Below are 25,246 nucleotides of genomic sequence, written 5' to 3'. Positions count from 1 at the left end.
ACACCCCTCTTATAGTAAGTTATCCTCAAGCATTGCTTCTGCAATTTGGATAGAGTTCAATGCAGCGCCTTTTAATAAATTATCTGATACGATCCATAGATGGAATCCCTTTTTATTGTCTAAGTCTTGACGGATACGTCCTACAAAAGTAGCATCTTCCCCTTCAGCATAAATCGGCATTGGGTAAGTTTGTGTAGCGATATCATCCTGTAACACAATTCCAGGTGCATGGCGTAATACTTCGAAAATCCCCTCAACTGAAGTTTCCTTTTCCACTTCAATATAAACAGATTCAGAGTGTCCTGAAACGACTGGTACACGTACACAAGTAGCAGCTACTTTTAGTTCTGGAGCATGCATAATTTTCTTCGTTTCATTAATCATTTTCATTTCTTCGTATGTAAAGCCATTGTCTGTAAATTTATCAATTTGTGGAATGACATTACGAGCAATTGGGAAATGACGTTTATCGCCACCACTTGGTAAAATATTCGCTTCTACATCCTTACCTGCATCCCAGTTTGCGCTTTGTGTTTTGAGCTCTTCAATTGCTGAAATCCCTGCACCCGAAACTGCTTGGTATGTTGAAACTAATACCTTTGTTAAACCAAATGTTGCACGGATTGGTTCCAGTGCTGCTACCATTTGAATAGTCGAGCAGTTTGGATTAGCAATAATCCCTTTATGTTTTGCAAGATCGCCGCGATTCACTTCAGGTACAACGAGCGGTACCTCTGGATCCATACGGAAGTGGCTCGTATTGTCAATGACTACTGCCCCGCGTTTTGCCGCTTCTGGCGCAAGCACTGCCGATACTGAACCACCCGCAGAGAATAAAGCGACATTGACGCCTTCAAAAGCTTCCGGTGTCGCTTCTTCAATTGTATATGTCTTGCCGTTAAATTCGATTGGTTTTCCTGCAGAACGTGCTGACGCTAAAAATTTAATATGCCCGATTGGAAATTTTCGTTTAATTAATTGTTCCATCATTTTTGATCCTACTGCTCCTGTTGCCCCTACAACTGCAACTGTTAACTGCTTCGTCATCTATCATCTCTCCTTGAATACAAGTTCCATAATGTGTGATATTGTATCATAAAAATACTGAAAATTGTGAGCAATTAATGGATTTATTTGAAATATTGTATCAACAGTGGTTGTAATTGCTTTTTTTGCGTAATTGCTGCATGAACTGTATCGACCATTTGATTAAAATCAGCAATTAATGAATTCGGTTTTCCATGTGGAGAATCTTGACCGAAAGGAATAAAGTAAATGTTTTTCGCATTGAGCAGCTTCATAATATTAATGCCATTCAGGCCAAGCGCATCATTTGTGGAAATGCCTAGTACAACAGGCGAGCCATTGCGCAATGTTGCTTTTGCAGCCATCAGCACAGGGCTATCTGTCGCCGCATTGGCAAATTTACTAATACTATTGCCGGTCATCGGTGCGATAACCATCGCATCCAGTGGATTGGAAGGGCCAAATGGTTCTGCTTCTTTTATAGAAGAAATGACTTTCTCACCTGTCAAAGCCTCTATTTTCGCAATCCATTCTTCCCCTGTACCAAAACGTGTAGCGGCATGTAATACAGAATGGGTAATAATCGGAACTACGGTAGCCCCTGCATCTATAAAGTTTTGAATTTTAGGAATTACATCCTCATACGTACAATGTGAAGCTGTAATACCTAAACCAATTCGTTTACCCGTCAGCAATTTTCTTCCTCCTCTATTGCCTTGCACAAAATTTCTGCCGCATCATGTGCAAAGTATTTCCCAGGTAATGATGGCAATAGTACATACGTCTGTAACTGGTCAGCATCAATATCTAAACAGCCTGGCTCTGAAGCTAAATCATATAGCACCGCTGGCACATGTTCTAGAAATGATTCTGTAATCCACTTAGCTGGAATTGTATTAATGAAAATACTATCATGAATGGACCATTTTCGATCATCTAAATCAGTAGCTTTATAACCATATGCTTTCGCTTCACTCACTTGTACCACTGAACGCGCGACAATATGCACATTAGCACCCATCTTTACGAGTAAAGAGGCGAGCATTTTGGCGATGCGCCCAAAGCCTGCGATTGTAAAGTTTTGTCCGTAAATACATTTCTGCTCGAGTCCGTAAAACGTGGCGATAAATCCCTCCGCCGTCAATCGAGCATTTTGCCAAATAAAGGACTCTTGTTGTAAATAGTTATTCGTTTCATTTTTTTCTAGCAATTGCTTCCAATGCATTGTCAATCGTCCAGTATAAAACTTCACTTGTGATATGCCATACAATTGTTCCACTTCTATTTTTAACGGTAAAATCGGTAGAACAATTTTATTAGGCTGGAACTCTAACACAAGTTTATTTAACTCCTCATTCCAAACAGAAGTTCTTTTATAAAATACTGTACGGGATGGACTTCGTAGCATCGTTGCTAATTCCTTTAATCTTGAATCCTCGCCGATTACCAGCCATTTTTCGTTTTCCAAAAGCTCACCTCACTGTAAAAATTCAGACTGTACTGTCGTTGTTTTGTTAAATAAAATACGATCTTCACCAATTAAGATAATTTCATGCCAAGGAATCATTTCACTAACTTTCACTTTCTTCTTTTGGAATGGTAACTTTTCTTTAATTATTTCAAAGCCATGTATCTTTCCTGTTTGCACATCTAATAGGCATTCTGTGTGTGCCAGTATGCCAAAATGTACACCACCTTCAACTTGAATTAACTCTTTATCCACCATTTCAGATAATAGCATGCCTCATCTCCCTCCTTGAGCCGTTAACCCAATATATGCCGAGTTTTTGCAAATCGTGCCCCCTCCTGCAAGTACTTCAAAGTTGCAACTTTAGGCTGAACTGTCTATAGTCGATGTTTACATATTTTTACATAAAGCCGTTGTTAGCTGCTTGCTCCGCTAAATCCTCTATTTTAAGTAGGAGTCGCCATTGTCTCCGCCACTCGATACATACACTGATAGAGCGTATCTATTATATAGCTATTAGTAGGATGCACATGCGCCATACAGCGGAGAAAGAAGACGGCGAAATATCGCTATTTGGAGCAATCATTGTCGAAGAGTAGCTAATGATAAAAACCGACATAGATGTCGATTTCAAGGAGTTACGTAATTTATTTATGCACTGACTACGACGTAACTCGACAAATTGGCGAATAACGGAAGTCTACTGTAGGATGAAGTAATTAGGGTGAGGGAAAACGGAAGTGCTATATGATGGAAAAGCGGGAAAACGAGAAATGACATTTTCGATGCCGCTAACAGCAAAAAGAGAGGAAGCAATGAATTGTCAATGGATTGATTATTAGAAGGGTAGCAATGAGGGACAAAGAGAAGTGAGCACAGACCTATAAGCATAGAGCAATGCCGGATGATTAAATTGTAAGAGAAAATAAAACAAGCCCCAGCAACACTATAAACGCGCTGGGGCTTGCATGATTCATCATACTGTTAATGTCGATTGACTTTTATTTTTTATCAATGACTACATGTTTTAATGTGTCTGTTGTCACATCAATATCAAAGGCTTTACCAAAGCCAACAACATAGCGGCCTTCTAAAGGTGTTAACTCAAATAATGAAAAATCGAGTGTACGTAACAATTGCATCATTTTTGCATTGTGCACTTCATCAAATAAGGCAAATACGTCCTCATAGCCATCATTTCCTAAATACGTTGGTGTACATTGCCAACGTGCTCGCTCTGTTGCAAATGGGTTGGCTGTCACTGCCTCGTCTGCCACACAGATTAAATCTACAAATTGAGACTGCTCCATGAGTTTAAAATGCTCAGCAATGCGACTAATATAAACGTAAAACTTCCCATTAAGTCGCACAAAAGGTGTCGTACTGCTGAATGGCTTACCGTCTGCATCTACAAAGCTTAGTACACAAGCTTTTTTACCTTGAATAAAGATTTCGTAATCTTGTTTAACTTGCTCCATGTTAAGTTCTTTTTGCATCGTAATTCCTCCTATGCCTTCACAGTACTTTTTAATTGAATTCGTGGAGCGGAGTCCCATGATACATACTGAATTTCCGCTTCCATTCGATAAATTTGCTGAATCATTTGTTCGGTCATCACATCTTCTGGTGTACCCATTTGTGCTCGGTAGCCATCCTTGACAACGACAATTTGATCACTATAACTAGAGGCTTGATTGAGATCATGTAGCACCATGACAACCGTCATTCCCATTTCACGATTGAGCTCTCGTACTAATTCTAATACTTCATGTTGATGGGCTATATCTAAATAAGTCGTAGGCTCATCCAACAGTAAAATTTGTGGTCGTTGTGTTAATGCCATCGCAATCCATGCGCGTTGAGATTCGCCACCTGATAAGGCTGCAATCGGTTGATCGCGATAATGCGATAGTTGTGTTCTCTCTAACGCCCAATCAATGATTTTCTCATCTTCTGCATTTAAGCGTTCAAACCACTTTTTATGCGGATACCGACCGTAAGCGACTAAATTTCGAACGGTAATATCTGCTGGTGCTTGATTGCGTTGACTAAGTATACACATTTTCTGTGCAATTTCTTTAGAAGAAAGTCGACGGATATTTTCGCCATCGAAGGTAATCGTGCCTTCACTATAAGGCTGCATACGTGCAATAGCCTTTAATATAGTGGACTTGCCAGAGCCATTCGGCCCGATGATGGATAATACCTCTCCTTTTTTGACTTCAAATGAAAAATTATGGACAACTTCTTTGTGCTCGTAACGGACAGATAGCTGTTCAATTTTTAACATTTAAAACGCCTTCTTTCGCATTAAATATAAGAAATAGGGTCCACCAATTACTGCCATGATAATCCCTGCTGGAATATCTAGTGGCGCAAAGAATGTCCGTCCACCTGTATCTGCAATTAATAACACAATTGCACCCATCGCCATGCTCATCGGTAGCATGTATTTATAGTCTGAGCCTACAAGCATGCGTGCCATATGCGGAACGATTAAGCCAACAAAACCAATCATGCCAATTGCCGCCACTGAGATAGCTGCTAAAAATACCGCTAAAATAGATAACATAATACGAATACGTGTTACATTTTCACCGAGATTAACTGCAACTTGATCGCCTAAGCGGATAATATTGGCCTTGCGAATAGCAAAGATGGAAATAATCCACCCTACAATGGCGTACGGGTAAATCATCTGTAGCGAGGCATTGCCCTTTGCAGCTAAACTACCGTTTAACCATTGCACAGCAGAAGGAAGGCGGTCGCTATACATAATGGATAAAAAACCAATGATGCCGCCACCTAAAGCATTGACTGCAACACCTGACAAAATAATGGTGATGGGCGAAATACCTGAACGGCGCCACGCTAATGCGTAGACAATTGTCGCAGCAAGTAAACCCCCAACAAAGGCAGCTATCGGGATATAATTTGTGAATTCTGGATTCGCTAACATAATGAGTAGCACAAAGGCAGCAGCACCACTCGTTACACCTGTTAATCCTGGGTCAGCTAATGGATTGCCCATGACTGCCTGCAATAGTGCACCTGAAATCGCAATATTGGCACCAATAATCAATGCTAGTAACACACGGGGCAATCGAATATCCCAAATAATTGTTGTATAAACCCCTTCTTCTGTACGGCCATTAAATATTGTTGTGATGATTTCTGGAATGGTAATATGGACACTTCCAAGTCCAATGGCAACAATTGCTGCTATGAATGTCAGCACAAAGGTAAGTATTACGATTATGCGACTTCTCGTTGTACTAATCATAGTTATACCTCTTTTTTACTTGTAGAAATAATCTGCAATTGTTGTCAGAGCTGTTTCTACATTGGCTATCGATGTTACACCAAATGTACTGTAATCCAGCATATAAATTTTGTCATTTTTATAAGCAGACAATTGTGTCCACGCATTATTTTTTTCAATTTCTTGTTTAAACTTATCTTCATTCGCTCCATGGTCCCCTGATGCTAATACAAAGATCATATCTGGATCAGCTACTACAATATCTTCTAAGTTCATTGGTGAATAGGTTGATTCAGCTTTTAATACGGATTTGGCAATATTGTCAGCGCCTAAACGCTCAACTAAACTACCTAAATACGATTTGTCACTCATAACCATGAAAGAATCAGATGTGCCAATTACTAGCATGACTGATGGAAGCTCTTTTCCTTGCCCTTGTGCTTTTAGTTCGTCTTCCTTTGCTACAATGCTTTGTAGCACTTCATTCATTTTTTGTTCTTTTCCAAAGTATGTACCCAGTACTTTGAAACTTAATTTTAAATCATCATAAGACTCTGTCGGTAAGTAAGCTGTTGCAATATTCATGCCTGTTAACGCTTGATCCAACGAGCTTTGTAGAGATGCAGCACCAAGTATTAAATCCGTTTGCAAACTCGAAATCACTTCTAAATCCGGTGCCATTGGTGAGCCAATTTTCGTAATGGCATCAAAATCTGCTGGTATTGGATTGGTCGATGTTGGAACGCCTACAGGTGTAATGCCTAATAGGTGAAGCATTTCTGTTAATGGCACAGATGTCGTCACAATTTTTTCAGGCACTTCTGCTGGGAAACTTGCTAATGCTTTTTGAAAAGCTTCTTCATCTACACCATCTTCAAATACATCTTCTTTAGCCTCTGCGGCTACTTCTTGTTGTTGTGGCTTTTCTGCTTCTTTTTCTGCTCCTTTTTCTTCTTGCTTTGCACATCCTGCTACTGTACATACGATTACTAATAGACTAACCCAAAACCATTTCTTCAACATGTATTCTATCTCCCTGCTAAATGATAATGATATTCAATGTCATTTATACTAACAGACTTTATTGATAATAGCAACGTCTAATTGATAATATATTTTCCAATTGGAAAATATGCATACCTTTTAGACCATCTGTCCAGCAATTTAGGAACGAAAAAAGCGAAGTATTCAACGATTAAATCGTTAAATACCTCGCTAGAGACTGTCGAAAAAGATAAATTTGTTTAAGTGCCTAAAAAACACTTTGCTCTCACGCGGACGCCCGCTTCTTACGTACCGTACTTTCAGGGGAATTGTGTGAGAATTGTGTGAGTGCCTGGCACTAATTAATGGCACTTATTAAGCTTCGGGGCCGATTATTGAAATCGCTGGCTCCGCTTTTAGTATTTTGGCAATGAGTCGATCAACTGATTCCATCGTGACAGCATCGATGGACGCTAATACTTCATCTACTGAACGATGTCGTCCGTGCACTAATTCACTTGTACCATTACGATTCATTCGTGCACCCGTTCCTTCAAGGCCGAGCACAAAGCTTCCTTTTAGCTGTTCCTTTGCATTATCTAGCTCTTCTTCCGTCACGCCGCCTGCTACGATATCAAGCAATGTGGCATCAATCGTATGTTGCAATTGCGATAACTGCTGGCGACTTGTACTACCGTAAATCGTAAACGCCCCAACATCCGCATAGCATGATTGATAAGAGAAAATAGTATAGGCTAAGCCGCGCTCTTCACGTACTTCTTGAAACAGTCGGGAGCTCATATTGCCACCAATAATATTATTTAATGCAATAAAACTATACATATCTGGATCTTTAACGCCGATTGCTGGATAGGAAAGGGCTAAATGCGCCTGCTCCGTATCACGCGTTTTCATAATTTCACCTGGATAAAACTGTGGATTTGTCAGGACCGGTACGACTGCAAGCGGTGATGCCTCGTAATGACCAAATAATTCTTCGATCGTTTGTAATAGTGCCGAAGAAATATTGCCCGCTACAGAAATCACAATCGATTCAGGTCCATAGTGTTTAGCCATATATTGTCGAATAACATCTGCGGTAAAAGTTTTTAACGTCTCAGCCGTTCCTAAAATGGGGCGGCCTAGTGCATCATGTGGATACATCACTTCCCATAGCTTTTCATGAACATCGTCATCGGGCGCATCTTCACTCATTAATATTTCCTCTAGCACGACTTGACGTTCCTTCTCTAATTCCTCTTCGGCAAATGTCGAATGAAAGAACATATCTGCTAGAATGGTTATAGCAAGCTCCGCATGATGATCCAACACTTTCGCATAGTAACATGTATTTTCTTTTGAAGTAAAAGCATTTAATTCGCCACCAATACGGTCAAACTCCTCCGCTATTTGGCGAGCAGTTCTTGTAGTTGTGCCTTTAAAAAGCATATGCTCGATAAAGTGCGTAATGCCATTCTCCTCTGGTAATTCAAAGCGTGAACCAGCATTGACAAAGATGCCAAGCGCTACTGATCGAACATGATCAATTTGCTCAGACACAATACGCACGCCATTTTGACATGTATGTACTTGTACCAACTAATTTCCTCCTCATATTTTATTTAAAAAAGGCTGCGCATCATACGCAGCCTTTTGTTATTAAATTATTTACCTTGTTCTGCGCGTTCTTTTTCTTCTTGAATAACCACTTTACGAGATAAATTCACACGACCTTGTTTGTCGATTTCAATTACTTTAACTAGTAATTGATCGCCTAGTTTTAGCACATCTTCCACTTGCTTTGTACGTTCCTCTTGAATTTCAGAGATGTGTAATAAGCCATCTTTGCCTGGGAAGATTTCACAGAAGGCACCGAATTTTTCGATACGTTTTACTGTTGATAAGTAGTACTCGCCTACTTTTGCTTCACGTACGATATCTTCAATAATTTGTTTTGCACGTGCGTTCATTTCTTCGTCTGCAGAAGAGATGTAAATTGTACCATCTTGCTCTGTATCAATTTTTACGCCTGTTTCTTCAATAATTTTATTAATTTGTTTACCACCTGGCCCAATAACATCGCGGATTTTATCTGGATTAATGCGCACGATAACAATTTTCGGTGCATAAGCAGATAATTTCTCACGAGGCTGTGCCAATGTAGCTAGCATTGATTCTAAAATATGCATACGACCAATTTTTGCTTGTGTTAATGCTTCTTCTAGAATATTGCGTGATAAACCGTCAATTTTAATATCCATTTGAAGTGCTGTTACACCTTTAGCTGTACCAGCTACTTTAAAGTCCATATCACCAAGGTGATCTTCCATACCTTGAATATCTGTTAAGATTGAGTAATGCTCACCTTTTTTAATAAGTCCCATTGCAATACCAGCAACTGGTGCTTTTAATGGCACACCCGCATCCATCATCGCTAAAGTAGAAGCACAGATTGAAGCTTGAGATGTTGAACCGTTTGATTCAAGTACTTCTGATACACAACGGATTGTATATGGGAATGTAGATTCATCCGGAATTACCGCTTCTAGAGCACGCTCACCTAAAGCTCCGTGACCGATTTCACGACGACCTGGACCACGAATTGGGCCAGTTTCCCCTACTGAGAATTGTGGGAAATTGTAGTGATGCATAAAGCGTTTCGATTCCTCTACACCTAAACCGTCGATAATTTGAACATCACCAAGTGCACCTAATGTACAAATTGATAAGGCTTGCGTTTGTCCACGTGTAAATAATGCTGAACCGTGTGTACGTTGTAATAAACCAGTTTCAGAAGAAAGTGGACGAATTTCGTCTAGTTTACGACCATCCGGACGGATTTTATCTTCTGTAATTTGGCGACGTACTTCGTCTTTCACCATTTTATCTAAAATTGTATGCACTTGCTTCATTGTAGTTTCATCAGCTTCTTGCTCTTCATATGAAGCAACAATACGATCTTTCACCGCTTTGATTGCTTCGTCACGTGCATGCTTTTCAGCAGTTTGAATAGCATCATGCATGTCCGTCTCGCAAGCTGCTTTAATATCAGCTTGAATCGCTTCATCAATTTCAAACAATGTCACAGGTAATTTTTCTTTCCCTACTTCAGCAACGATTTGCTCTTGGAAAGCAATAATTTTTTTAATTTCTTCATGACCAAACATAATAGCTTCTAACATTACTTCTTCAGGTACTTCTAAAGCACCCGCTTCAACCATGTTAATAGCATCCTTGTTTCCAGCGACAGATAAATGAATTGTAGATTTATTAGACTGTTCTACTGTTGGGTTTACAATGAATTCCCCATCAATATAACCAACCTGCACACCAGCAATCGGACCATCGAATGGAATATCTGAAATTGCTAATGCTAAAGATGAACCTACCATTGCTGCCATTTCAGACGTGCAATCAGGATCGTTAGACATTACCATTGAAATAACTTGTACTTCATTACGGAAGCCATCTGGGAACATTGGACGAATTGGACGGTCGATTAAGCGGCTTGCTAAAATCGCTTTTTCAGACGGACGTCCTTCACGTTTAATAAAGCCGCCAGGAATTTTACCCGCTGCATATAAACGTTCTTCGTAGTTTACTGTTAATGGGAAGAAATCAAGTGGTTTTGGTGATTTTGACATTGTTGCTGTTGCGAGTACAGAAGTATCACCATAGCGTACTAATGCTGCTCCATTTGCTTGTTTTGCTAACTGTCCTACTTCAATTACTAGTGGACGGCCAGCCCATTCGTAGGAATAGACTTTCTTTTCGTTCATTCAATGAACCCCTCTCTATTATAAAAACACTTACTCGTCTGTATGTACTAATAGTAAGTGTACCAAAAATGCTTGTTCTATGCTAAATATTTCATGAAATAATCATACATTTAAATTCAGTTATTGCCAATTTATTTAGGATTTATTTCGTAATTTGGTTTTAATGGCGTTTTCGCTCGTTTTTATGCTTATATTTGTTGCTATTTACGTATGAATAACTAGAAAGTTTTAAAAACATAAAGAAAAAGCGGGAATAATCCCGCTTTTCGATTGTCAATTAGCGACGTAAGCCTAAACGATTGATTAGTTCACGGTAACGTTGAACGTCAGTTTCACGAAGATATTTAAGTAAGTGACGACGACGACCTACCATTTTAAGAAGACCACGCTCAGAGTGGAAATCTTTTTTATGTGTACGTAAGTGAGTGTTTAAAGCGTTGATTTCAGCTGTTAAAACTGCAACTTGTACTTCTGGAGAACCAGTGTCACTTTCGTGAGTACGGAACTCAGCGATGATTTCGTTTTTACGTTCTTGTGTAATAGCCATTTGTATTGACCTCCTAAATAATTGTTTATCCCCATTAGCACAGTAAACGTCGGAGTCTTCGGTAGACCGAGCTAAGGTTAAGCACTTTATGCACTTATGAATGTTACCATAAAACAAAAGGGCAAGCAAGTAATAACGTAGCCTTGCCTCTTACGCGCTACTAGTGACCAGTGTAATGACATAGAACTGGTCTAACAAGTATAAGCCTCGTTATTTATTCAATTTCAGTAAAAAAGTGAATAGCCTCTTGCTTATCTTTTTCTATTTGTGTTTTTAACGCTTCGATGCCATCAAATTTGCGCTCACTTCGAATACGTTTATACCAAGCAACATGCACTTCTTCTCCGTAGATGTTTTTGTCGAAGTTTAAAATATGTACTTCGATAGACAGTTGCTTGTCGTTCGGATCTTTAAATGTTGGTTTATAGCCAACATTACAAACCCCATCGTACCAATTATTTTGCACAAGCAAACGCACAGCATACACACCACTTGCTGGAATGTATGTGCCCTCTAAAGCTTGAACATTGGCAGTAGGAAAACCGATTGTACGCCCACGTTTATCGCCATGCACGACCATACCTTTAATTTCAAAAGGACGCCCTAGAAGCATTCTTGCCGCTTCCATATCCCCCTCTTGTAATAACTTCCGAATACGTGTAGAGCTAATTTTTTCAAGCTCATCCGTTTTCTTTTCAACAACAGTTACACCATAATCTCCGTTGCTCAATGAGCGCATATCTTCCATCGTGCCTTTGCCGAATGCTCCGAATGAAAAATCAAAGCCTGCTGTAACATGTTGAATATTTAGACCGCGAATAAAAGTATCAATAAAAGCAGCTGGTGATAGCTTCGCAAAATCCGATGTGAAATGGACAACAAATACAGTATCAACACCTTGTTCTTCAAACAGCTGCAATTTCTGCTGTAGTAACGTAATATAAAATACTTTTTCATTGCGTCCGCCTAGCACTAAAGATGGATGCGGATCAAATGTCATAACGGCAGTTGGGATTTGTCGTTTGTCCCCCTCTTGCTTGGCCGCTTCAATAACCGCCTGATGTCCAATATGTACACCATCAAAAAAGCCAATAGCCAATGAGTATGGCTGCATGCTTTCTCGTTGCTGTAATTGGTGTGGGTATTTTAAATGAATGACCTGCATACAAAAAATCCTCCTACTCTATCGTCGGAAACATTTTATGTGGCTTCATAAAGCCTTCCTTTGTCGGATGAGCTTGATAAACCGCAAATGCTTTCCCTTTAATTCCAAACACAATTTTATCATGCACCTTTAATAATGCATCTGCTGGCAGCACTTGTCCATTGAAAATTTCTTTTTCCATCGCGGAAGTTATTTCAATATATGGATAGTCTGATAATGCATATTCTACTGGCAGAATACATGTATTGATTTGTTCACTTTCCATTAATTCCGCAACTTGTGCAAGTGTAAAGCAATTGTCTTGCGTAAATGTACCTGACGCTGTTCTGACAAGCTCATGCATATGGGCAGGGTAGCCAAGTGCCTCACCAATTTGAACAGCTAATGTACGAATGTACGTGCCTTTGCTACAAGCAATTCTTACAGGAAAGGTAATCTCTTGCCCTTCGTATATTGCCACATCGTCCAGTAACTCTAATGCATGAATTGTAACCTGTCTTGTTGGTCTTTCAACTGTCTCGCCTTTACGTGCATATTCATATAAACGTTTGCCATTGACTTTTACTGCTGAAAACATCGGTGGCGTTTGTTGAATAACACCTGTTAATGAAGCTAATACCTCGAGTAGCTGTTCGCGCGTAAACGACTTATTTGTGTGATCTGCTTCAACTGTTTCTCCTTCAGCATCTTCAGTCGTCGTTGTTCGTCCAATTGAAATGACTGCCTCATAAGTCTTCCCTGCATCTGTTAAATATTCTGCTATGCGGGTTGCCTGTCCGATACAAATCGGCAGAACGCCTTCTACTCCTGGATCTAATGTGCCTGTATGGCCAACTTTTTTCGTCCGTAATATTTTTCGTAATTTAAAAACGCAATCATGACTCGTCATGCCACGCTCTTTCCAAAGCGGTAAAATACCGTTCATATAAATCCCCCTTTAGCAAAAATCCATAAAAAAAGTCTGCCTGCATGAAGATGCATGTGGCAGACTTTTACTGTTGTGCTTATTCTTTGTGTAAACCACGTAGCAATGAATCAATGCGATTGCCATATTCAATCGATGAATCGAATTCAAAGATTAATTCTGGTGTTCGACGTAATCGGATACGAGAGCCGATTTCTGAACGGATAAAGCCAGCAGCTTTTACTAAAGCTTTTAACGTTTCTTCACGTTCACGTTCATTGCCTAAAGATGTAATATAAATTGTCGCTTGTTGTAAATCACCTGTTACATCTACACCAGTAACAGTAACGAATCCGACACGCGGATCTTTAATTTTACGGCCAATAATATCACCAAGCTCTTTTTTCATTTGCTCAGCAACACGGTTTGAGCGTAGAGACATAATTAGTCACCTCTATTTCAATGTTCAAATAGTTGCGCTAACAGCGAATGATGATGGAATTTTTCCAACAGTCATTGTCATTAGCGCAACTATCCATTTCTACTTATAAATAGTCTCGCCACACATTAAGCTGTTCCCAGGACGGATTTGACTGTAAATAATGTAGGGCGTGATTGATTTCACGCTCTGCTGCTTCTTTCGAAGAAGAAACAGCCACAAGCGCTATTTTCGTACGTTGCCAAACATTTTGATGGTCAATTTCGGCAATGGATACATTAAATTTCTGTTTAGTGCGAGTAATCATACGCTGTAAAACAGCGCGTTTTTCCTTTAACGAATGGGCAGTTTGAATGATAAACTCTACCTCAACGTATACAATCATTATGCACGTTTAACTTCTTCCATAATGTAGGCTTCAATGATATCGCCTTCTTTAATGTCATTGAAGTTCGTAATGGTAATACCACATTCGTATCCTCTTGCAACTTCTTTTACTTCATCTTTGAAACGTTTTAATGTATCTAATTCGCCTTCGAAGATGACAACGTTATCACGGATAACACGTACGCCTGAATCGCGTGTTACTTTACCTTCTGTAACGTAAGAACCAGCAATTGTACCAACTTTTGATACTTTAATTGTTTGACGAACTTCCGCTTGACCGATAATTTTTTCTTCAAATTCTGGGTCTAGCATACCTTTCATCGCTTGCTCGATCTCTTCAATTACTTTATAAATAACGCGGTGTAGACGAATATCTACGCCTTCTTCTTCTGCTGCACGTTTGGCATTTGTATCTGGGCGTACGTTGAACCCGATGACAATTGCATTAGATGCTGCTGCTAGAGAAATATCTGATTCCGTGATAGCACCAGCGCCTGTGTGAATAATTTTCACATTTACGCCTTCTACATCAATTTTCATTAATGAAGCAGCCATCGCTTCTACAGTACCTTGCACGTCAGCTTTTACGATTAAGTTTAACTCTTTCATTTCGCCTTGACTCATTTGTTCAAACAAGTTATCAAGCGTTACACGTTGTTTTTCAGAACGTTGTGCTTGAATAGCTGTCATTGCACGAGTTTCCCCTACTTGACGAGCTGTTTTTTCGTCTTCGAATACGACGAAGCGGTCACCAGCTTGTGGCACATCGTTTAATCCTGTAATTTCTACAGGTGTTGATGGACCTGCTTCTTTCACACGACGACCTTTATCGTTAACCATCGCACGTACGCGGCCATATGCATGACCAACTACGATTGGATCGCCAACTTTTAGTGTACCGTCTTGTACTAACAGTGTTGCAACAGAGCCACGACCTTTATCAAGTTGTGCTTCGATTACAGTACCAAGTGCTAAACGATCTGGATTTGCTTTTAACTCTCCCACTTCAGCAACAAGTAAGACCATTTCTAACAATGTATCAATACCTTCACCTTTTAATGCTGAAATAGGTACGAAAATTGTCTCGCCACCCCAAGCTTCAGGTACAAGACCATGTTCCGTTAATTCTTGCATCACACGATCAGGATTTGCTGAAGGTTTATCCATTTTGTTGACTGCCACAATAATAGGTACTTCTGCAGCTTTCGCATGGTTAATTGCTTCAACAGTTTGAGGCATTACACCATCATCTGCTGCTACAACTAAAATTGTTAAGTCCGTTACTTTCGCACCGCGCGCACGCATTGTTGTGAATGCAGCGTGTCCTGGTGTATCAAGGAACGTAATCTTTTTGTCGCCTTCTGTTACTTGGTATGCACCGATATGTTGTGTAATACCACCAGCTTCTCCAGCCGTTACTTTCGTATGACGAATTGAGTCAAGTAACGTCGTTTTACCATGGTCAACGTGACCCATAATTGTTACTACAGGAGGACGTTCTGATAGTTCAGCTTCATTTACTTCCTCTGTTTGTTCGAAGTGTGTTTCTAAATCCGTAATATCTACACGAATCTCTTCTTCAACTTCTACACCGTAGTCTGCGCAAATTAACTCGATTGCATCCTTATCTAATTCTTGGTTAATTGTTGCCATTACACCAAGCATAAATAATTTTTTAATGATTTCAGATGGCTCACGATATAATTTTTTTGCTAATTCAGCTACTGATAATGATTCAACAAAAGTAATTTTTTCTGGTAATTCTTTTTGTTTCATTGGAATTGATGGTTGATGCGTTTTTGGATGACGGCGTTTACCGCCATGAATTCCTGGTTTTGGACGTTGGTTGTATCCGCCGCCTCTACGATTATTATTATTGTTGTTGTTATTATTATTTTGTGTCATATTTCTATTTTGATTACCTTTTGTATTCTTAGATTTTTCGTTAGACGAATTTGGGTTTTGTTGCGTTTGTTGACTGTAATTATTTGCTTTCGGCTTCGACGTAGCAGACTGCTGCTTTTGTCCATCTTGCTTTTTCACCGATTGCTGTGGTCTCTGTTGGCCATTCGCTTGTGATCGTTGCGTTACATTTTGAGTAGGCTGTTTAGCGTCTCTTTTATCTGTTGGTGTTTTAAATGATTGGTCTAACTTTGTCACAGTATCTTTTTCTAACATAGACATATGGTTCGTTACACTTACATTTAATTTACTTAGCGCTTCAATAACCTCTTTACTCGATTTATTCACTTGTTTGGCATATTCATGAACTCTGATTTTGGTCATCTGCTCACCCCCGATTATTTTTCGTTGAGTAGACTAGACAATTTACTTGCAAAACCTTTATCGGTAATAGCTAAAGCCACTCGGGCCTCCTTACCTGTAGCATGTCCTAGATCATAACGATCGCCAACTACATGATACTCAACGTTGTAAAAAGTGCATTTATCTTGAATTTTTTTATTAGAGTTTTTAGAAGCATCGTTTGCAAGTAATACAAGCTTAGCATTACCATTGCGCACTTCCTTTACTACTAACTCTTCACCTGAAATAACTTTTCGGGCTCTCGCCGCTATACCAAGCAAATTGAACACTGCTTGATTTTTCATAAAATGGCCTCCCGACGAATGAGCAATAATAGCTCTTCGTAAATCTCTTCAGGAATTTTTGCTTCAAGTTGGTGCCCTAATACATTTTTCTTACGCGCGATGTCAACCGCCTTTTCAGACTTTGAAACATAGGCGCCACGCCCAGGTTTTTTCCCTGATACATCAACGCTTACCTCGCCCTCTTTCGAGCGAACAACACGAATCATTGCTTTTTTTGGTAGCATTTCTCCAGTAGCTACGCATTTTCGAAGTGGTACTTTTTTATTAATCGCCATAAGAATCACCTTTCCTCTCTGAAGCTTCGTAAGAGGTGGACTAGCCATAACTAACACGCAAAGGTGGCGTTTTAAAATTTGACCATTGCGGAGTACAATGACGCCTCTCAAAATTTATAACCTTCGCCACAGTTTCTGGCTTTATTCAGTCGGCCTAGGGCGCCCACTGAATAAAGCCAGGTGACAAGTCACACGGGCTTTCTTACTTATTCTTCGTCGTCTTGATATAAGTCAACTGCAGCTTCTTCGTAATCACTATCTTCTGCAGGTATGAAAGTGCTTGTTGCAGATGGATAAATACCTAATTCACGTGCATCTGTTTCACTTTTAATATCAATTTTCCAGCCAGTTAATTTAGCAGCTAAACGTGCATTTTGACCACGTTTACCGATTGCTAAAGATAATTGGTAATCTGGCACTACAACAGTTGTTGATTTTTCTTCTTCATTTACTTGCACATCTAAAACTTTTGAAGGACTAAGTGCATTTGCAACAAATACAACAGGGTCTTCTGACCACTCAACGATATCGATTTTCTCACCGTTTAATTCATTGACAATTGTTTGTACACGAGCACCTTTTGCGCCTACACATGAGCCTACTGGATCAATTTCTTCGTTATGTGCATGCACAGAAATTTTAGAACGATCACCTGCTTCACGAGCAATTGATTTGATTTCGACAATGCCTTCATAAATTTCAGGCACTTCCATTTCAAATAATCGACGTAATAAGCCTGGATGCGTGCGTGACACGATGACCTGTGGGCCACGAGTCGTACGTTCAACCTTAGTAATATACACTTTAATACGGTCGTGTGGGTGATACGTTTCACCTTGGATTTGTTCGTTTTGTGGTAATGCAGCTTCTACTTTCCCAAGCCCTACGTAAATATTACGTGCATCTAAACGCTCTACAACACCCGTTACAATATCATCTTCTCGATCTACATATTGCTCATAAATTAATCCACGTTCAGCTTCACGTACACGTTGTGTAACGACTTGCTTCGCTGTTTGTGCAGCAATACGACCGAAGTTTCGAGGCGTTACCTCTTGTTCAACTATATCTTCTAATTGATAAGCAGGGTTGATTGCCTTAGCATCTTCTAGTGCAATTTGTAAACGATCATCTTCAACTTCTTCTACAACATCTTTACGTGAAAACACACGAATTGAGCCTTTGTCTAAGTTTAAGTCTACACGAACATTTTGAGCTTGGTTAAAGTTGCGCTTGTAAGCTGTCACTAAGGCAGCCTCTATCGCTTCGATTAACACATCTCTTGAAATTCCTTTTTGTTCTTCCAGCGCCGTTAGCGCATCTAACAAATCACTACTCATTTTATTTTCACTCCTAAATATGCATTATGCTGAAAAATCGATGGCAAGGCGTGCCAAAGCGATTTTTTCTTGTTCAATTGTTACTGTCATTTTGCGGGTTTTAACGGGTACTTCCATCACTAATGTATGTTCATCGTATGACGTTAAGTAGCCTTGGAATTCCTTCATGTCCTTGATAGGCTCGTAGGTTTTTACATAGATAAATTTGCCAACGGCTTTTTGAAAATCAGTATCTTTTTTTAATGGACGTTCTGCACCTGGTGAAGACACTTCTAAATAATAATTTTGTGTAATAGGATCTTTTTCATCCAACAGTAAACAAAGTCGTTCACTAACTTGAGCACATTGGCCAATGTCAATTCCACCCTCAGGTGTATCTACATAAACACGTAAAAACCAGTTACGTCCTTCTTTCACAAACTCGACATCCACCAACTCAAGATTTAACTCTTCAACAATCGGTGTAGCGAGTTCTTCAATTAAAGATGGTACTTTGCTCATTGTTTCCTCCTGCGTTTTTCAATTTCAGGCGTAATAAAACAGAAATTCCACCAGTAATGTTGGTGAAATTTGACGGTCTTACCTGCTGTTAGTCTAAAAAATTTGTTTTGCTTCGGTATAACAACAGAAAAGAGCGGGAATGCCCCACTCTTTTGCTGGAAAACTATCAACAAATTATTACCATAAGAATAGCACATTTCACGTCACAATGCAAACTTCCTTAATTTAGATAATTCGCTCTTACTAGAAAAGTGATAACTGATTGGCATCTGGCATGCCTTCCAAACACCCTAATTGATCCATGTACTCAATTAATGTTTTGGACACACGTCCACGTTGTTGTAAATCTTCTTTCGATAAAAACTCACCATTTTCACGTGCAGCTACAATTGTTTTCGCAACGTTCGTTCCGAGTCCTGGAATCGCATCAAACGGTGGAATTAAAGAATTGCCATCAATAATAAACTCACTCGCTTGCGAACGATACAAGTCAACTTTTTGGAAGCTCATACCACGTTCACACATTTCCAGCGCAAGTTCCATTACTGTTAACAAGTTTTTCTCTTTTGTTGACGCATCTAAGCCCTTAATATTAATCTCATCAATTTTCGCTCGAATCATTTGTGAACCTTGCGTCATCGAAATCAAATCAAAGTCGTCCGCTCTGACAGTGAAATAAGCAGCGTAATACAAGATTGGGAAATGCACTTTAAACCATGCAATACGAACAGCCATTAATACATAAGCAGCCGCATGGGCTTTAGGGAACATGTATTTAATTTTTTTACATGATTCGATATACCATCCAGGTACTTTATTTGCAAGCATCTCTGCTTCAAATTCTTCCGATAAGCCTTTCCCTTTACGTACAGATTCCATTATTTTAAAGGCTAAAGATGGTTCTAGTCCTTGGTATATTAAATACACCATAATGTCGTCACGACAGCCAATTACTTCTTTTAATACGCAAGTTCCATTGTGAATAAGTTCTTGCGCGTTTCCGAGCCATACGTCCGTTCCGTGAGAAAGTCCCGAAATTTGAACAAGCTCTGAGAATGTAGATGGTTTAGTATCTTCAAGCATTTGACGAACAAATCGTGTACCGAATTCGGGAATACCCAATGTCCCTGTTTTACAACCTATTTGCTTTTCTGTTACACCGAGCGATTCGGGCGAACTAAAAATTTTCATGACAACCGGATCATCTGTTGGAATTGTTTTTGGATCAATTCCAGATAAATCTTGTAACATACGAATGACGGTCGGATCATCGTGTCCTAGAATATCGAGCTTTAAAATATTGTCGTGAATCGAGTGGAAATCAAAGTGCGTTGTTTTCCACTCGGAGTCTTGTGCATCCGCAGGGAACTGCACGGGCGAGAAATCGTAAATATCCATATAATCCGGTACAACGATAATCCCACCTGGGTGTTGTCCTGTCGTTCGTTTAACACCTGTACATCCTTGTACTAAACGGTCTACTTCAGCACCACGGAAATGAAGATTATTGTCGCTCGCATAACCTTTGACGTAGCCATAGGCTGTTTTCTCCGCGACAGTACCAATTGTTCCAGCACGGAAAACATAATCTTCACCAAACAGTACTTTTGTATAGTTGTGGGCTTGTGGTTGGTATTCACCTGAGAAATTCAAATCAATATCCGGTACCTTATCTCCTTTAAATCCAAGGAATGTTTCAAACGGAATATCTTGTCCATCTTTTTTATATGGCGTGCCACACTCGCTACAGTCTTTGTTTGGTAAGTCATAGCCGGAGCTAACCGAACCGTCATCGAAAAACTCCGAATGCTTACAATTTGGACAAATATAATGCGGCGGTAATGGGTTTACTTCCGTAATCTCCATAAATGTTGCCACTAATGATGAACCTACTGACCCACGAGAACCTACTAAGTAACCATCCGCCAGTGATTTTTTTACGAGCTTTGCGGAAATCAAGTAAATAACGCCGAAACCATGACCTAAAATCGACTTTAACTCTTTTTCGATACGTGCTTTCACAATTTCAGGTAATTCTTCACCGTAAATACGATGAGCCATTTCATACGTTAAATTCGTTACTTCATCATCAGAGCCTTCAATTTTTGGTGTATATAAATCGTCTTTAATCGGCTTGACATCATCAATCATATCGGCGACTTTTTGCGTATTTGTGACAACGATTTCTTTTGCAAGATCTGGACCTAAAAAATCAAATTCCTTCAACATTTCGTCCGTCGTTCTAAAATGAACTTCGGGTAACTTCGATTTATTTAAAATATTGGCGCCACCTTGGGAACCAATTAGTATTTGTCTAAACATCGCATCGTTAGGATCTAGATAATGAACATTACCAGTCGCAACGACAGGCTTATCCATCTTTTTGCCGAGCTTGACTAGCTTGCGAATAATATCTTCAATTGTCCATTCATCTCGGACGACATTGCGCTCAATTAAAGGTGCATAGACTGCTTTCGGTTGCACTTCAATATAATCGTAAAATCGTGCAACTTTCTCCGCTTCTTCGGGGGATTTATTCATCATCGTCTCAAACACTTCACCGTTACTGCAACCTGAGCCGACTAAAAGCCCCTCTCTATACCGTTCCAATGTGGAGCGTGTTACGCGAGGTACGCGGTAAAAAGTTTGGGTATGCGAATGGGATACAATTTTAAATAAATTTTTCAATCCATCATTATTGACTGCTAAAATCGTACAATGCATCGGTCGTGCTTTTTTATAAGCATCGCCCCCACCAACATGCTTATTGAAATCATCATGATATTTAATACCCATTTCATCCGCTTCTTTCAACAGATGTAACAATAAGTAGCCGGTTGCTTCTGTATCATAAATGGCACGGTGATGCTGTGTTAATTCAATGCCGAATTTCTTACACAGTGTATTGAGTCGATGATTTTTCATCGTTGGATGGAGCAGCCGGGCAAGCTCTAATGTATCGATAACAGGATGTACAGTTTCTTCAAGTCCATATTTTTTATAGCCGGTATATAAGAAGCCCATATCGAAAGAGGCATTATGTGCTACGACGATCGCGTCCCCTATAAAGGCATGGAACTCATGGATAACTTGTTCCACTTCCGGCGCATTGCGCACCATATCATCGGTAATACCGGTCAGTTCGATTGTTGTAGCGGATAATGCATGATGTGGATTGGCAAAGCTTTCGTATTTGTCGATAACATGCCCACCTTTAATTTTTACTGCTGCGAGCTCAATAATCGTATCGTAAGCAGTAGAAAGGCCTGTCGTTTCGACGTCGAAGACTACATAAGTTGCTTCGTCTAATGCACGATGTTCAGAAGCATAAGCAATCGGTACACCATCATCTACTAAATTTGCTTCTAAACCGTAAATGACTTTTATGCCATGTTTTTTCCCCGCACTATAAGCCTCTGGGAATGACTGCACTACCGCATGGTCGGTTATAGCAATGGCTGGATGGCCCCATTTGGCGGCCTGTGCCACTAGTCGATCAACTGGCGTAACGGCATCCATTTGACTCATTGGCGTGTGCAAATGTAGCTCTACACGTTTTTCACCCTCAGGTGCTTTATCTTGTCGTGTTTCTTTTTTAATTTCGTTAATGTCATTGGCCATGACAATTAAATCACGAATAAAGGTATCCGTTTGAACAGAGCCGCGCACTTTTACCCACATACCTTTTTTCAAATGTTGCATCAGTTCTGCATCATCATTATCTCGCGAGAACATTTTAACGACGATGGAATCTGTATAGTCGGTAATTTTAATTTGCAGCAGCGAACGTCCACTTTTTAACTCTCTAATTTCGGTATCAAAAACAAAGCCTTCAATAATAACGCGACGTTCTTCTTCCACTATGCGCTTAATTTCCATAATTTCATCGTCTTTAATATGCATACCAAGTTGGAATGGACGGTCACCAAGCCCTGCCAATGCTGGATTGTCCTTTTTCTCTTGCTCGCGTTTTTGGAAGTCTTGCATCGCTTGCTGAGCCATCGCCGCTTCTTCTAAACGTTTTTGTTCAACAAAGGCTTCCTGCGCCTCACGCATTTCATCTGATTGCTCTTGCAGCATAAAATCAAAAGCAATCGGTGGAAAACCAAATTGACTGTAGCTAACTGCTAACTTTTCAGCATATTTTGTTTTCAGCATCATTTGTTCCATTTCCTGCATACAGGATAATGTAATTTTTTGCCCATTCCACATCGGGACTTGCGACACGAGGCAGTTTTTTAATGGTGGTGACATATCGTCAATTTGCTCAATGATGGTTAACCAATACGTTTGGATAAGTTCTTCCGTCACATTTTTTTCAACTGTTTCAAACGTTGTTTCGATTTGTGCAATCGCAGCAAATTTTTCAGCTAGATGTGTTCGAAATAGTTGATATAACGGAAATGGCAGGATGCCACGTAATTTAATATTAAAATGCCAGAGTCTATCTTTTTTATGCACTGTTAAACGGGATAATTCACCATCTTCAAAAAAAGACATATATACATCATCTGTTAACTCTAGTTGCTGCAAGAGCATTTGAAATCTTTGTCTTGCTTCTTGTTGCTGTTCCAATCAATGACACCTACTTTCACTTTAATGAGAAACAGTCTAAAAAGCCTTTTATTCTTTTATGATTTGAATATGATGCAAAAAAATTCGCTCCCTTTCCACGGGTAAATCCGCAAACCTCACATTGCTTTTTGTGAGGTTTGCTTAACTTCCCGTAGGAGTGTCGCGAATTCGTTTACTTGTTGCTAATTGAACTTTGGACTAAAGTCGCCCAAAAGGATATTAATTTTTACGGAAAAATTCATTTAAGCGATCAATGACCTCTTCTTTTTTCCATTCAAATGTTTCGCCAGTTTGACGGAATTTGACTTCGACAACACCTTCTGTTGCCTTTTTCCCAACTGTTACACGAACAGGTAAACCAATTAAATCTGCATCTGCAAATTTAACGCCTGCACGTTCAGCACGATCATCTATAAGTACATCATAACGATATGATTTTAATAAACCATATAATTCATTGGCTAACGTAACTTGTGCTTCGTCTTTCGTATTGACAGGCACGACATGAATATCATATGGTGCTAATTGTGTCGGCCAAGTAAAGCCATTATCATCTTGGAAATGTTCAGCGACAGCCGCTAAAATACGTGACACACCAATACCATAGCATCCCATAATAAATGGCTGTGCTTTGCCTTGCTCATCTAAAAATGTACCATTCATTTTTTCAGAATAGGTTGTGCCTAATTTGAAAATATGGCCCACTTCAATACCTTCAGCAAATTTAATGATACCTTGTCCATCTGGTGATGGATCTCCTTCTTGGATAAAGCGAATATCTAAGTATTCATTTACGGCGAAATCACGCTCTGGGTTAACATTTACTAAATGGAAGCCGTCTTCATTTGCACCAGCTACACCATTGCGAATAGATTTAATAGCATGGTCTGCTACCACTTTTACGTCTACTGGTAATTTTACAGGACCGATTGAGCCCACTCCACAGCCTAATAACTGACGAATAGCTGCCTCATCTGCAAGTTCTACAGAACCAGCATCTAGCGCATTTTTCAATTTAATATCATTAATTTCGTGATCACCACGTGCAAGTACAACAACTAATTCCTCATCTACATTAAAGACTAATGACTTAATTACATTAGATGCTGGCACTTGTAAAAATGCCGAAACTTCTTCAATTGTTTTTTGATCTGGCGTTGCGACTTTTTCAAGATCTTGTAATGCTTCGTTAGATGGTTGATACTCTACAGTTACTTCTGCCATCTCAATGTTTGCCGCATAATCTGATGTATCAGAGTATGCAATTGTATCTTCTCCAATTTCAGATAGCACCATAAATTCATGTGTACCTTTCCCACCGATTGAACCAGCATCCGCAATAACTGCGCGATAGTTTAAGCCTAAACGTGAGAAAATATTAGAGTATGCACGGTACATATCATCATACGTTTCATCTAAGCTTTCGCGAGAAGCATGGAAAGAATAAGCATCCTTCATAATAAACTCTCTTCCTCGCAATAAACCGAAACGAGGGCGTTTTTCATCACGGAATTTTGTTTGAATTTGATAGAGTGTTAAAGGTAATTTTTTATATGATTTAATTTCATCGCGTACTAAAGTAGTAATGACTTCTTCATGTGTTGGTCCTAAAGCAAAATCGCGGTTATGGCGATCTTGTAATCGCATCAATTCGGGACCGTATTTTTCCCAACGGCCTGATTCTTGCCATAGCTCAGCAGATTGCAATGCAGGCATTAATAATTCGATTGAGTTGATGGCTTCCATCTCTTCACGAATAATATTTTCAATTTTTGTTAACACACGTTTTGCAAGCGGTAAATACGAATATACCCCACTTGTATTTTGACGAATAAACCCTGCACGTAATAATTGCTTATGTGATTTTACATCTGCATCCGCAGGTACTTCACGTAGCGTTGGGATAAATGTTTTACTTTGCTTCATTCAGTGTTCCACCTTTTTTAATAAATAAATTCATACTCTAATTAGCATAAACAAATTTA

Annotated in this window: 22 protein-coding genes; all 22 read right to left on the bottom strand. The window is 39.5% G+C overall.

Annotation, left to right across the window (positions count from 1 at the left end):
• Positions 1-9 precede the first annotated feature (9 nt).
• The 22 genes from ACKVEV_RS00450 to ACKVEV_RS00345 all read right to left on the bottom strand — a co-directional run bounded on the left by ACKVEV_RS00450 (position 10) and on the right by ACKVEV_RS00345 (position 25,187).
• Entirely contained in the window at positions 10-1,047 is a 1,038-nt protein-coding gene (locus tag ACKVEV_RS00450; RefSeq protein WP_409368411.1) for an aspartate-semialdehyde dehydrogenase, read from the bottom strand.
• Positions 1,048-1,130: 83 nt separating this feature from the next.
• Positions 1,131-1,721 (bottom strand): dipicolinate synthase subunit B, encoded by a 591-nt coding sequence (locus ACKVEV_RS00445; protein ID WP_409368410.1) that lies wholly within the window; start codon positions 1,719-1,721, stop codon positions 1,131-1,133.
• Positions 1,715-2,494, bottom strand: coding sequence for an NAD(P)-dependent oxidoreductase (locus ACKVEV_RS00440; RefSeq protein ID WP_409368409.1), 780 nt, complete (start codon positions 2,492-2,494; stop codon positions 1,715-1,717). The genes ACKVEV_RS00445 and ACKVEV_RS00440 overlap by 7 nt, the downstream gene beginning before the upstream one ends.
• 9 nt (positions 2,495-2,503) lie before the next feature.
• Positions 2,504-2,767 (bottom strand): YlmC/YmxH family sporulation protein, encoded by a 264-nt coding sequence (locus tag ACKVEV_RS00435; RefSeq protein ID WP_173477709.1) that lies wholly within the window; start codon positions 2,765-2,767, stop codon positions 2,504-2,506.
• A 728-nt stretch (positions 2,768-3,495) separates the two neighbouring features.
• Complete coding sequence (locus tag ACKVEV_RS00430) at positions 3,496-3,990, bottom strand: pyridoxamine 5'-phosphate oxidase family protein (RefSeq protein ID WP_409368408.1); 495 nt, start codon at positions 3,988-3,990, stop codon at positions 3,496-3,498.
• A gap of 11 nt (positions 3,991-4,001) precedes the next feature.
• Positions 4,002-4,784, bottom strand: a complete 783-nt coding sequence (locus ACKVEV_RS00425; protein ID WP_409368407.1) for an ABC transporter ATP-binding protein — start codon at positions 4,782-4,784, stop codon at positions 4,002-4,004.
• Positions 4,785-5,777: a FecCD family ABC transporter permease gene (locus ACKVEV_RS00420; protein ID WP_409368405.1), complete on the bottom strand. Its 993-nt coding sequence runs from the start codon at positions 5,775-5,777 to the stop codon at positions 4,785-4,787.
• Between the two features lie 15 nt (positions 5,778-5,792).
• Positions 5,793-6,779 (bottom strand): ABC transporter substrate-binding protein, encoded by a 987-nt coding sequence (locus ACKVEV_RS00415; protein ID WP_409368403.1) that lies wholly within the window; start codon positions 6,777-6,779, stop codon positions 5,793-5,795.
• 336 nt (positions 6,780-7,115) lie between these two features.
• Positions 7,116-8,339 carry a M16 family metallopeptidase gene (locus tag ACKVEV_RS00410; protein ID WP_409368402.1) on the bottom strand — a complete coding sequence of 408 codons (1,224 nt, stop codon included), beginning with the start codon at positions 8,337-8,339 and terminating at the stop codon, positions 7,116-7,118.
• Between the two features lie 65 nt (positions 8,340-8,404).
• On the bottom strand, positions 8,405-10,519 hold the full coding sequence (gene pnp / locus ACKVEV_RS00405; RefSeq protein ID WP_409368401.1) for a polyribonucleotide nucleotidyltransferase: 2,115 nt from the start codon (positions 10,517-10,519) through the stop codon (positions 8,405-8,407).
• Positions 10,520-10,796: 277 nt separating this feature from the next.
• Positions 10,797-11,066, bottom strand: coding sequence for a 30S ribosomal protein S15 (gene rpsO, locus ACKVEV_RS00400; RefSeq protein ID WP_409368400.1), 270 nt, complete (start codon positions 11,064-11,066; stop codon positions 10,797-10,799).
• A gap of 214 nt (positions 11,067-11,280) precedes the next feature.
• A complete protein-coding gene (ribF, locus tag ACKVEV_RS00395; RefSeq protein WP_409368399.1) occupies positions 11,281-12,231 on the bottom strand; it encodes a riboflavin biosynthesis protein RibF in 951 nt (316 codons plus the stop codon).
• A 13-nt stretch (positions 12,232-12,244) separates the two neighbouring features.
• The gene (truB, locus tag ACKVEV_RS00390; protein ID WP_409368398.1) at positions 12,245-13,156 is read right to left on the bottom strand and encodes a tRNA pseudouridine(55) synthase TruB; all 912 of its coding nucleotides are present in this window, start codon (positions 13,154-13,156) and stop codon (positions 12,245-12,247) included.
• Between the two features lie 79 nt (positions 13,157-13,235).
• Entirely contained in the window at positions 13,236-13,577 is a 342-nt protein-coding gene (rbfA, locus tag ACKVEV_RS00385; RefSeq protein WP_024361990.1) for a 30S ribosome-binding factor RbfA, read from the bottom strand.
• Positions 13,578-13,680: 103 nt separating this feature from the next.
• Entirely contained in the window at positions 13,681-13,959 is a 279-nt protein-coding gene (locus ACKVEV_RS00380) for a DUF503 domain-containing protein (protein ID WP_402924718.1), read from the bottom strand.
• On the bottom strand, positions 13,959-16,247 hold the full coding sequence (gene infB / locus ACKVEV_RS00375; protein ID WP_409368397.1) for a translation initiation factor IF-2: 2,289 nt from the start codon (positions 16,245-16,247) through the stop codon (positions 13,959-13,961). The genes ACKVEV_RS00380 and infB overlap by 1 nt, the downstream gene beginning before the upstream one ends.
• A gap of 14 nt (positions 16,248-16,261) precedes the next feature.
• The gene (locus tag ACKVEV_RS00370; protein WP_409368396.1) at positions 16,262-16,570 is read right to left on the bottom strand and encodes a YlxQ family RNA-binding protein; all 309 of its coding nucleotides are present in this window, start codon (positions 16,568-16,570) and stop codon (positions 16,262-16,264) included.
• Positions 16,567-16,845 carry an RNase P modulator RnpM gene (gene rnpM, locus ACKVEV_RS00365; protein WP_409368395.1) on the bottom strand — a complete coding sequence of 93 codons (279 nt, stop codon included), beginning with the start codon at positions 16,843-16,845 and terminating at the stop codon, positions 16,567-16,569. The genes ACKVEV_RS00370 and rnpM overlap by 4 nt, the downstream gene beginning before the upstream one ends.
• Before the next feature lie 206 nt (positions 16,846-17,051).
• Positions 17,052-18,185, bottom strand: coding sequence for a transcription termination factor NusA (gene nusA / locus ACKVEV_RS00360; RefSeq protein WP_409368394.1), 1,134 nt, complete (start codon positions 18,183-18,185; stop codon positions 17,052-17,054).
• Between the two features lie 24 nt (positions 18,186-18,209).
• Positions 18,210-18,686, bottom strand: coding sequence for a ribosome maturation factor RimP (gene rimP / locus ACKVEV_RS00355; RefSeq protein ID WP_409368393.1), 477 nt, complete (start codon positions 18,684-18,686; stop codon positions 18,210-18,212).
• A 243-nt stretch (positions 18,687-18,929) separates the two neighbouring features.
• On the bottom strand, positions 18,930-23,261 hold the full coding sequence (locus ACKVEV_RS00350) for a PolC-type DNA polymerase III (protein WP_409368392.1): 4,332 nt from the start codon (positions 23,259-23,261) through the stop codon (positions 18,930-18,932).
• A 219-nt stretch (positions 23,262-23,480) separates the two neighbouring features.
• Entirely contained in the window at positions 23,481-25,187 is a 1,707-nt protein-coding gene (locus tag ACKVEV_RS00345) for a proline--tRNA ligase (protein ID WP_409368391.1), read from the bottom strand.
• Positions 25,188-25,246 lie beyond the last annotated feature (59 nt).

The organism is Lysinibacillus sp. 38-6 (genome assembly GCF_046245175.1).
Classification (GTDB): Bacteria; Bacillota; Bacilli; order Bacillales_A; family Planococcaceae; genus Lysinibacillus.
Note: the sequence above shows the minus strand (reverse complement) of the source record. Positions and strands in the feature narration are given on the sequence as shown.

Bases quoted from the DNA above. Each gene is read 5' to 3' on its own strand.
- ACKVEV_RS00450 (WP_409368411.1), bottom strand. From the start codon at position 1,047: ATGACGAAGCAGTTAACAGTTGCAGTTGTAGGGGCAACAGGAGCAGTA.
- ACKVEV_RS00435 (WP_173477709.1), bottom strand. From the start codon at position 2,767: ATGCTATTATCTGAAATGGTGGATAAAGAGTTAATTCAAGTTGAAGGT.
- ACKVEV_RS00430 (WP_409368408.1), bottom strand. From the start codon at position 3,990: ATGCAAAAAGAACTTAACATGGAGCAAGTTAAACAAGATTACGAAATC.
- ACKVEV_RS00425 (WP_409368407.1), bottom strand. From the start codon at position 4,784: ATGTTAAAAATTGAACAGCTATCTGTCCGTTACGAGCACAAAGAAGTT.
- ACKVEV_RS00420 (WP_409368405.1), bottom strand. From the start codon at position 5,777: ATGATTAGTACAACGAGAAGTCGCATAATCGTAATACTTACCTTTGTG.
- ACKVEV_RS00415 (WP_409368403.1), bottom strand. From the start codon at position 6,779: ATGTTGAAGAAATGGTTTTGGGTTAGTCTATTAGTAATCGTATGTACA.
- pnp (WP_409368401.1), bottom strand. From the start codon at position 10,519: ATGAACGAAAAGAAAGTCTATTCCTACGAATGGGCTGGCCGTCCACTA.
- rpsO (WP_409368400.1), bottom strand. From the start codon at position 11,066: ATGGCTATTACACAAGAACGTAAAAACGAAATCATCGCTGAGTTCCGT.
- ribF (WP_409368399.1), bottom strand. From the start codon at position 12,231: ATGCAGGTCATTCATTTAAAATACCCACACCAATTACAGCAACGAGAA.
- truB (WP_409368398.1), bottom strand. From the start codon at position 13,156: ATGAACGGTATTTTACCGCTTTGGAAAGAGCGTGGCATGACGAGTCAT.
- rbfA (WP_024361990.1), bottom strand. From the start codon at position 13,577: ATGTCTCTACGCTCAAACCGTGTTGCTGAGCAAATGAAAAAAGAGCTT.
- ACKVEV_RS00380 (WP_402924718.1), bottom strand. From the start codon at position 13,959: ATGATTGTATACGTTGAGGTAGAGTTTATCATTCAAACTGCCCATTCG.
- infB (WP_409368397.1), bottom strand. From the start codon at position 16,247: ATGACCAAAATCAGAGTTCATGAATATGCCAAACAAGTGAATAAATCG.
- ACKVEV_RS00370 (WP_409368396.1), bottom strand. From the start codon at position 16,570: ATGAAAAATCAAGCAGTGTTCAATTTGCTTGGTATAGCGGCGAGAGCC.
- rnpM (WP_409368395.1), bottom strand. From the start codon at position 16,845: ATGGCGATTAATAAAAAAGTACCACTTCGAAAATGCGTAGCTACTGGA.
- nusA (WP_409368394.1), bottom strand. From the start codon at position 18,185: ATGAGTAGTGATTTGTTAGATGCGCTAACGGCGCTGGAAGAACAAAAA.
- rimP (WP_409368393.1), bottom strand. From the start codon at position 18,686: ATGAGCAAAGTACCATCTTTAATTGAAGAACTCGCTACACCGATTGTT.
- ACKVEV_RS00345 (WP_409368391.1), bottom strand. From the start codon at position 25,187: ATGAAGCAAAGTAAAACATTTATCCCAACGCTACGTGAAGTACCTGCG.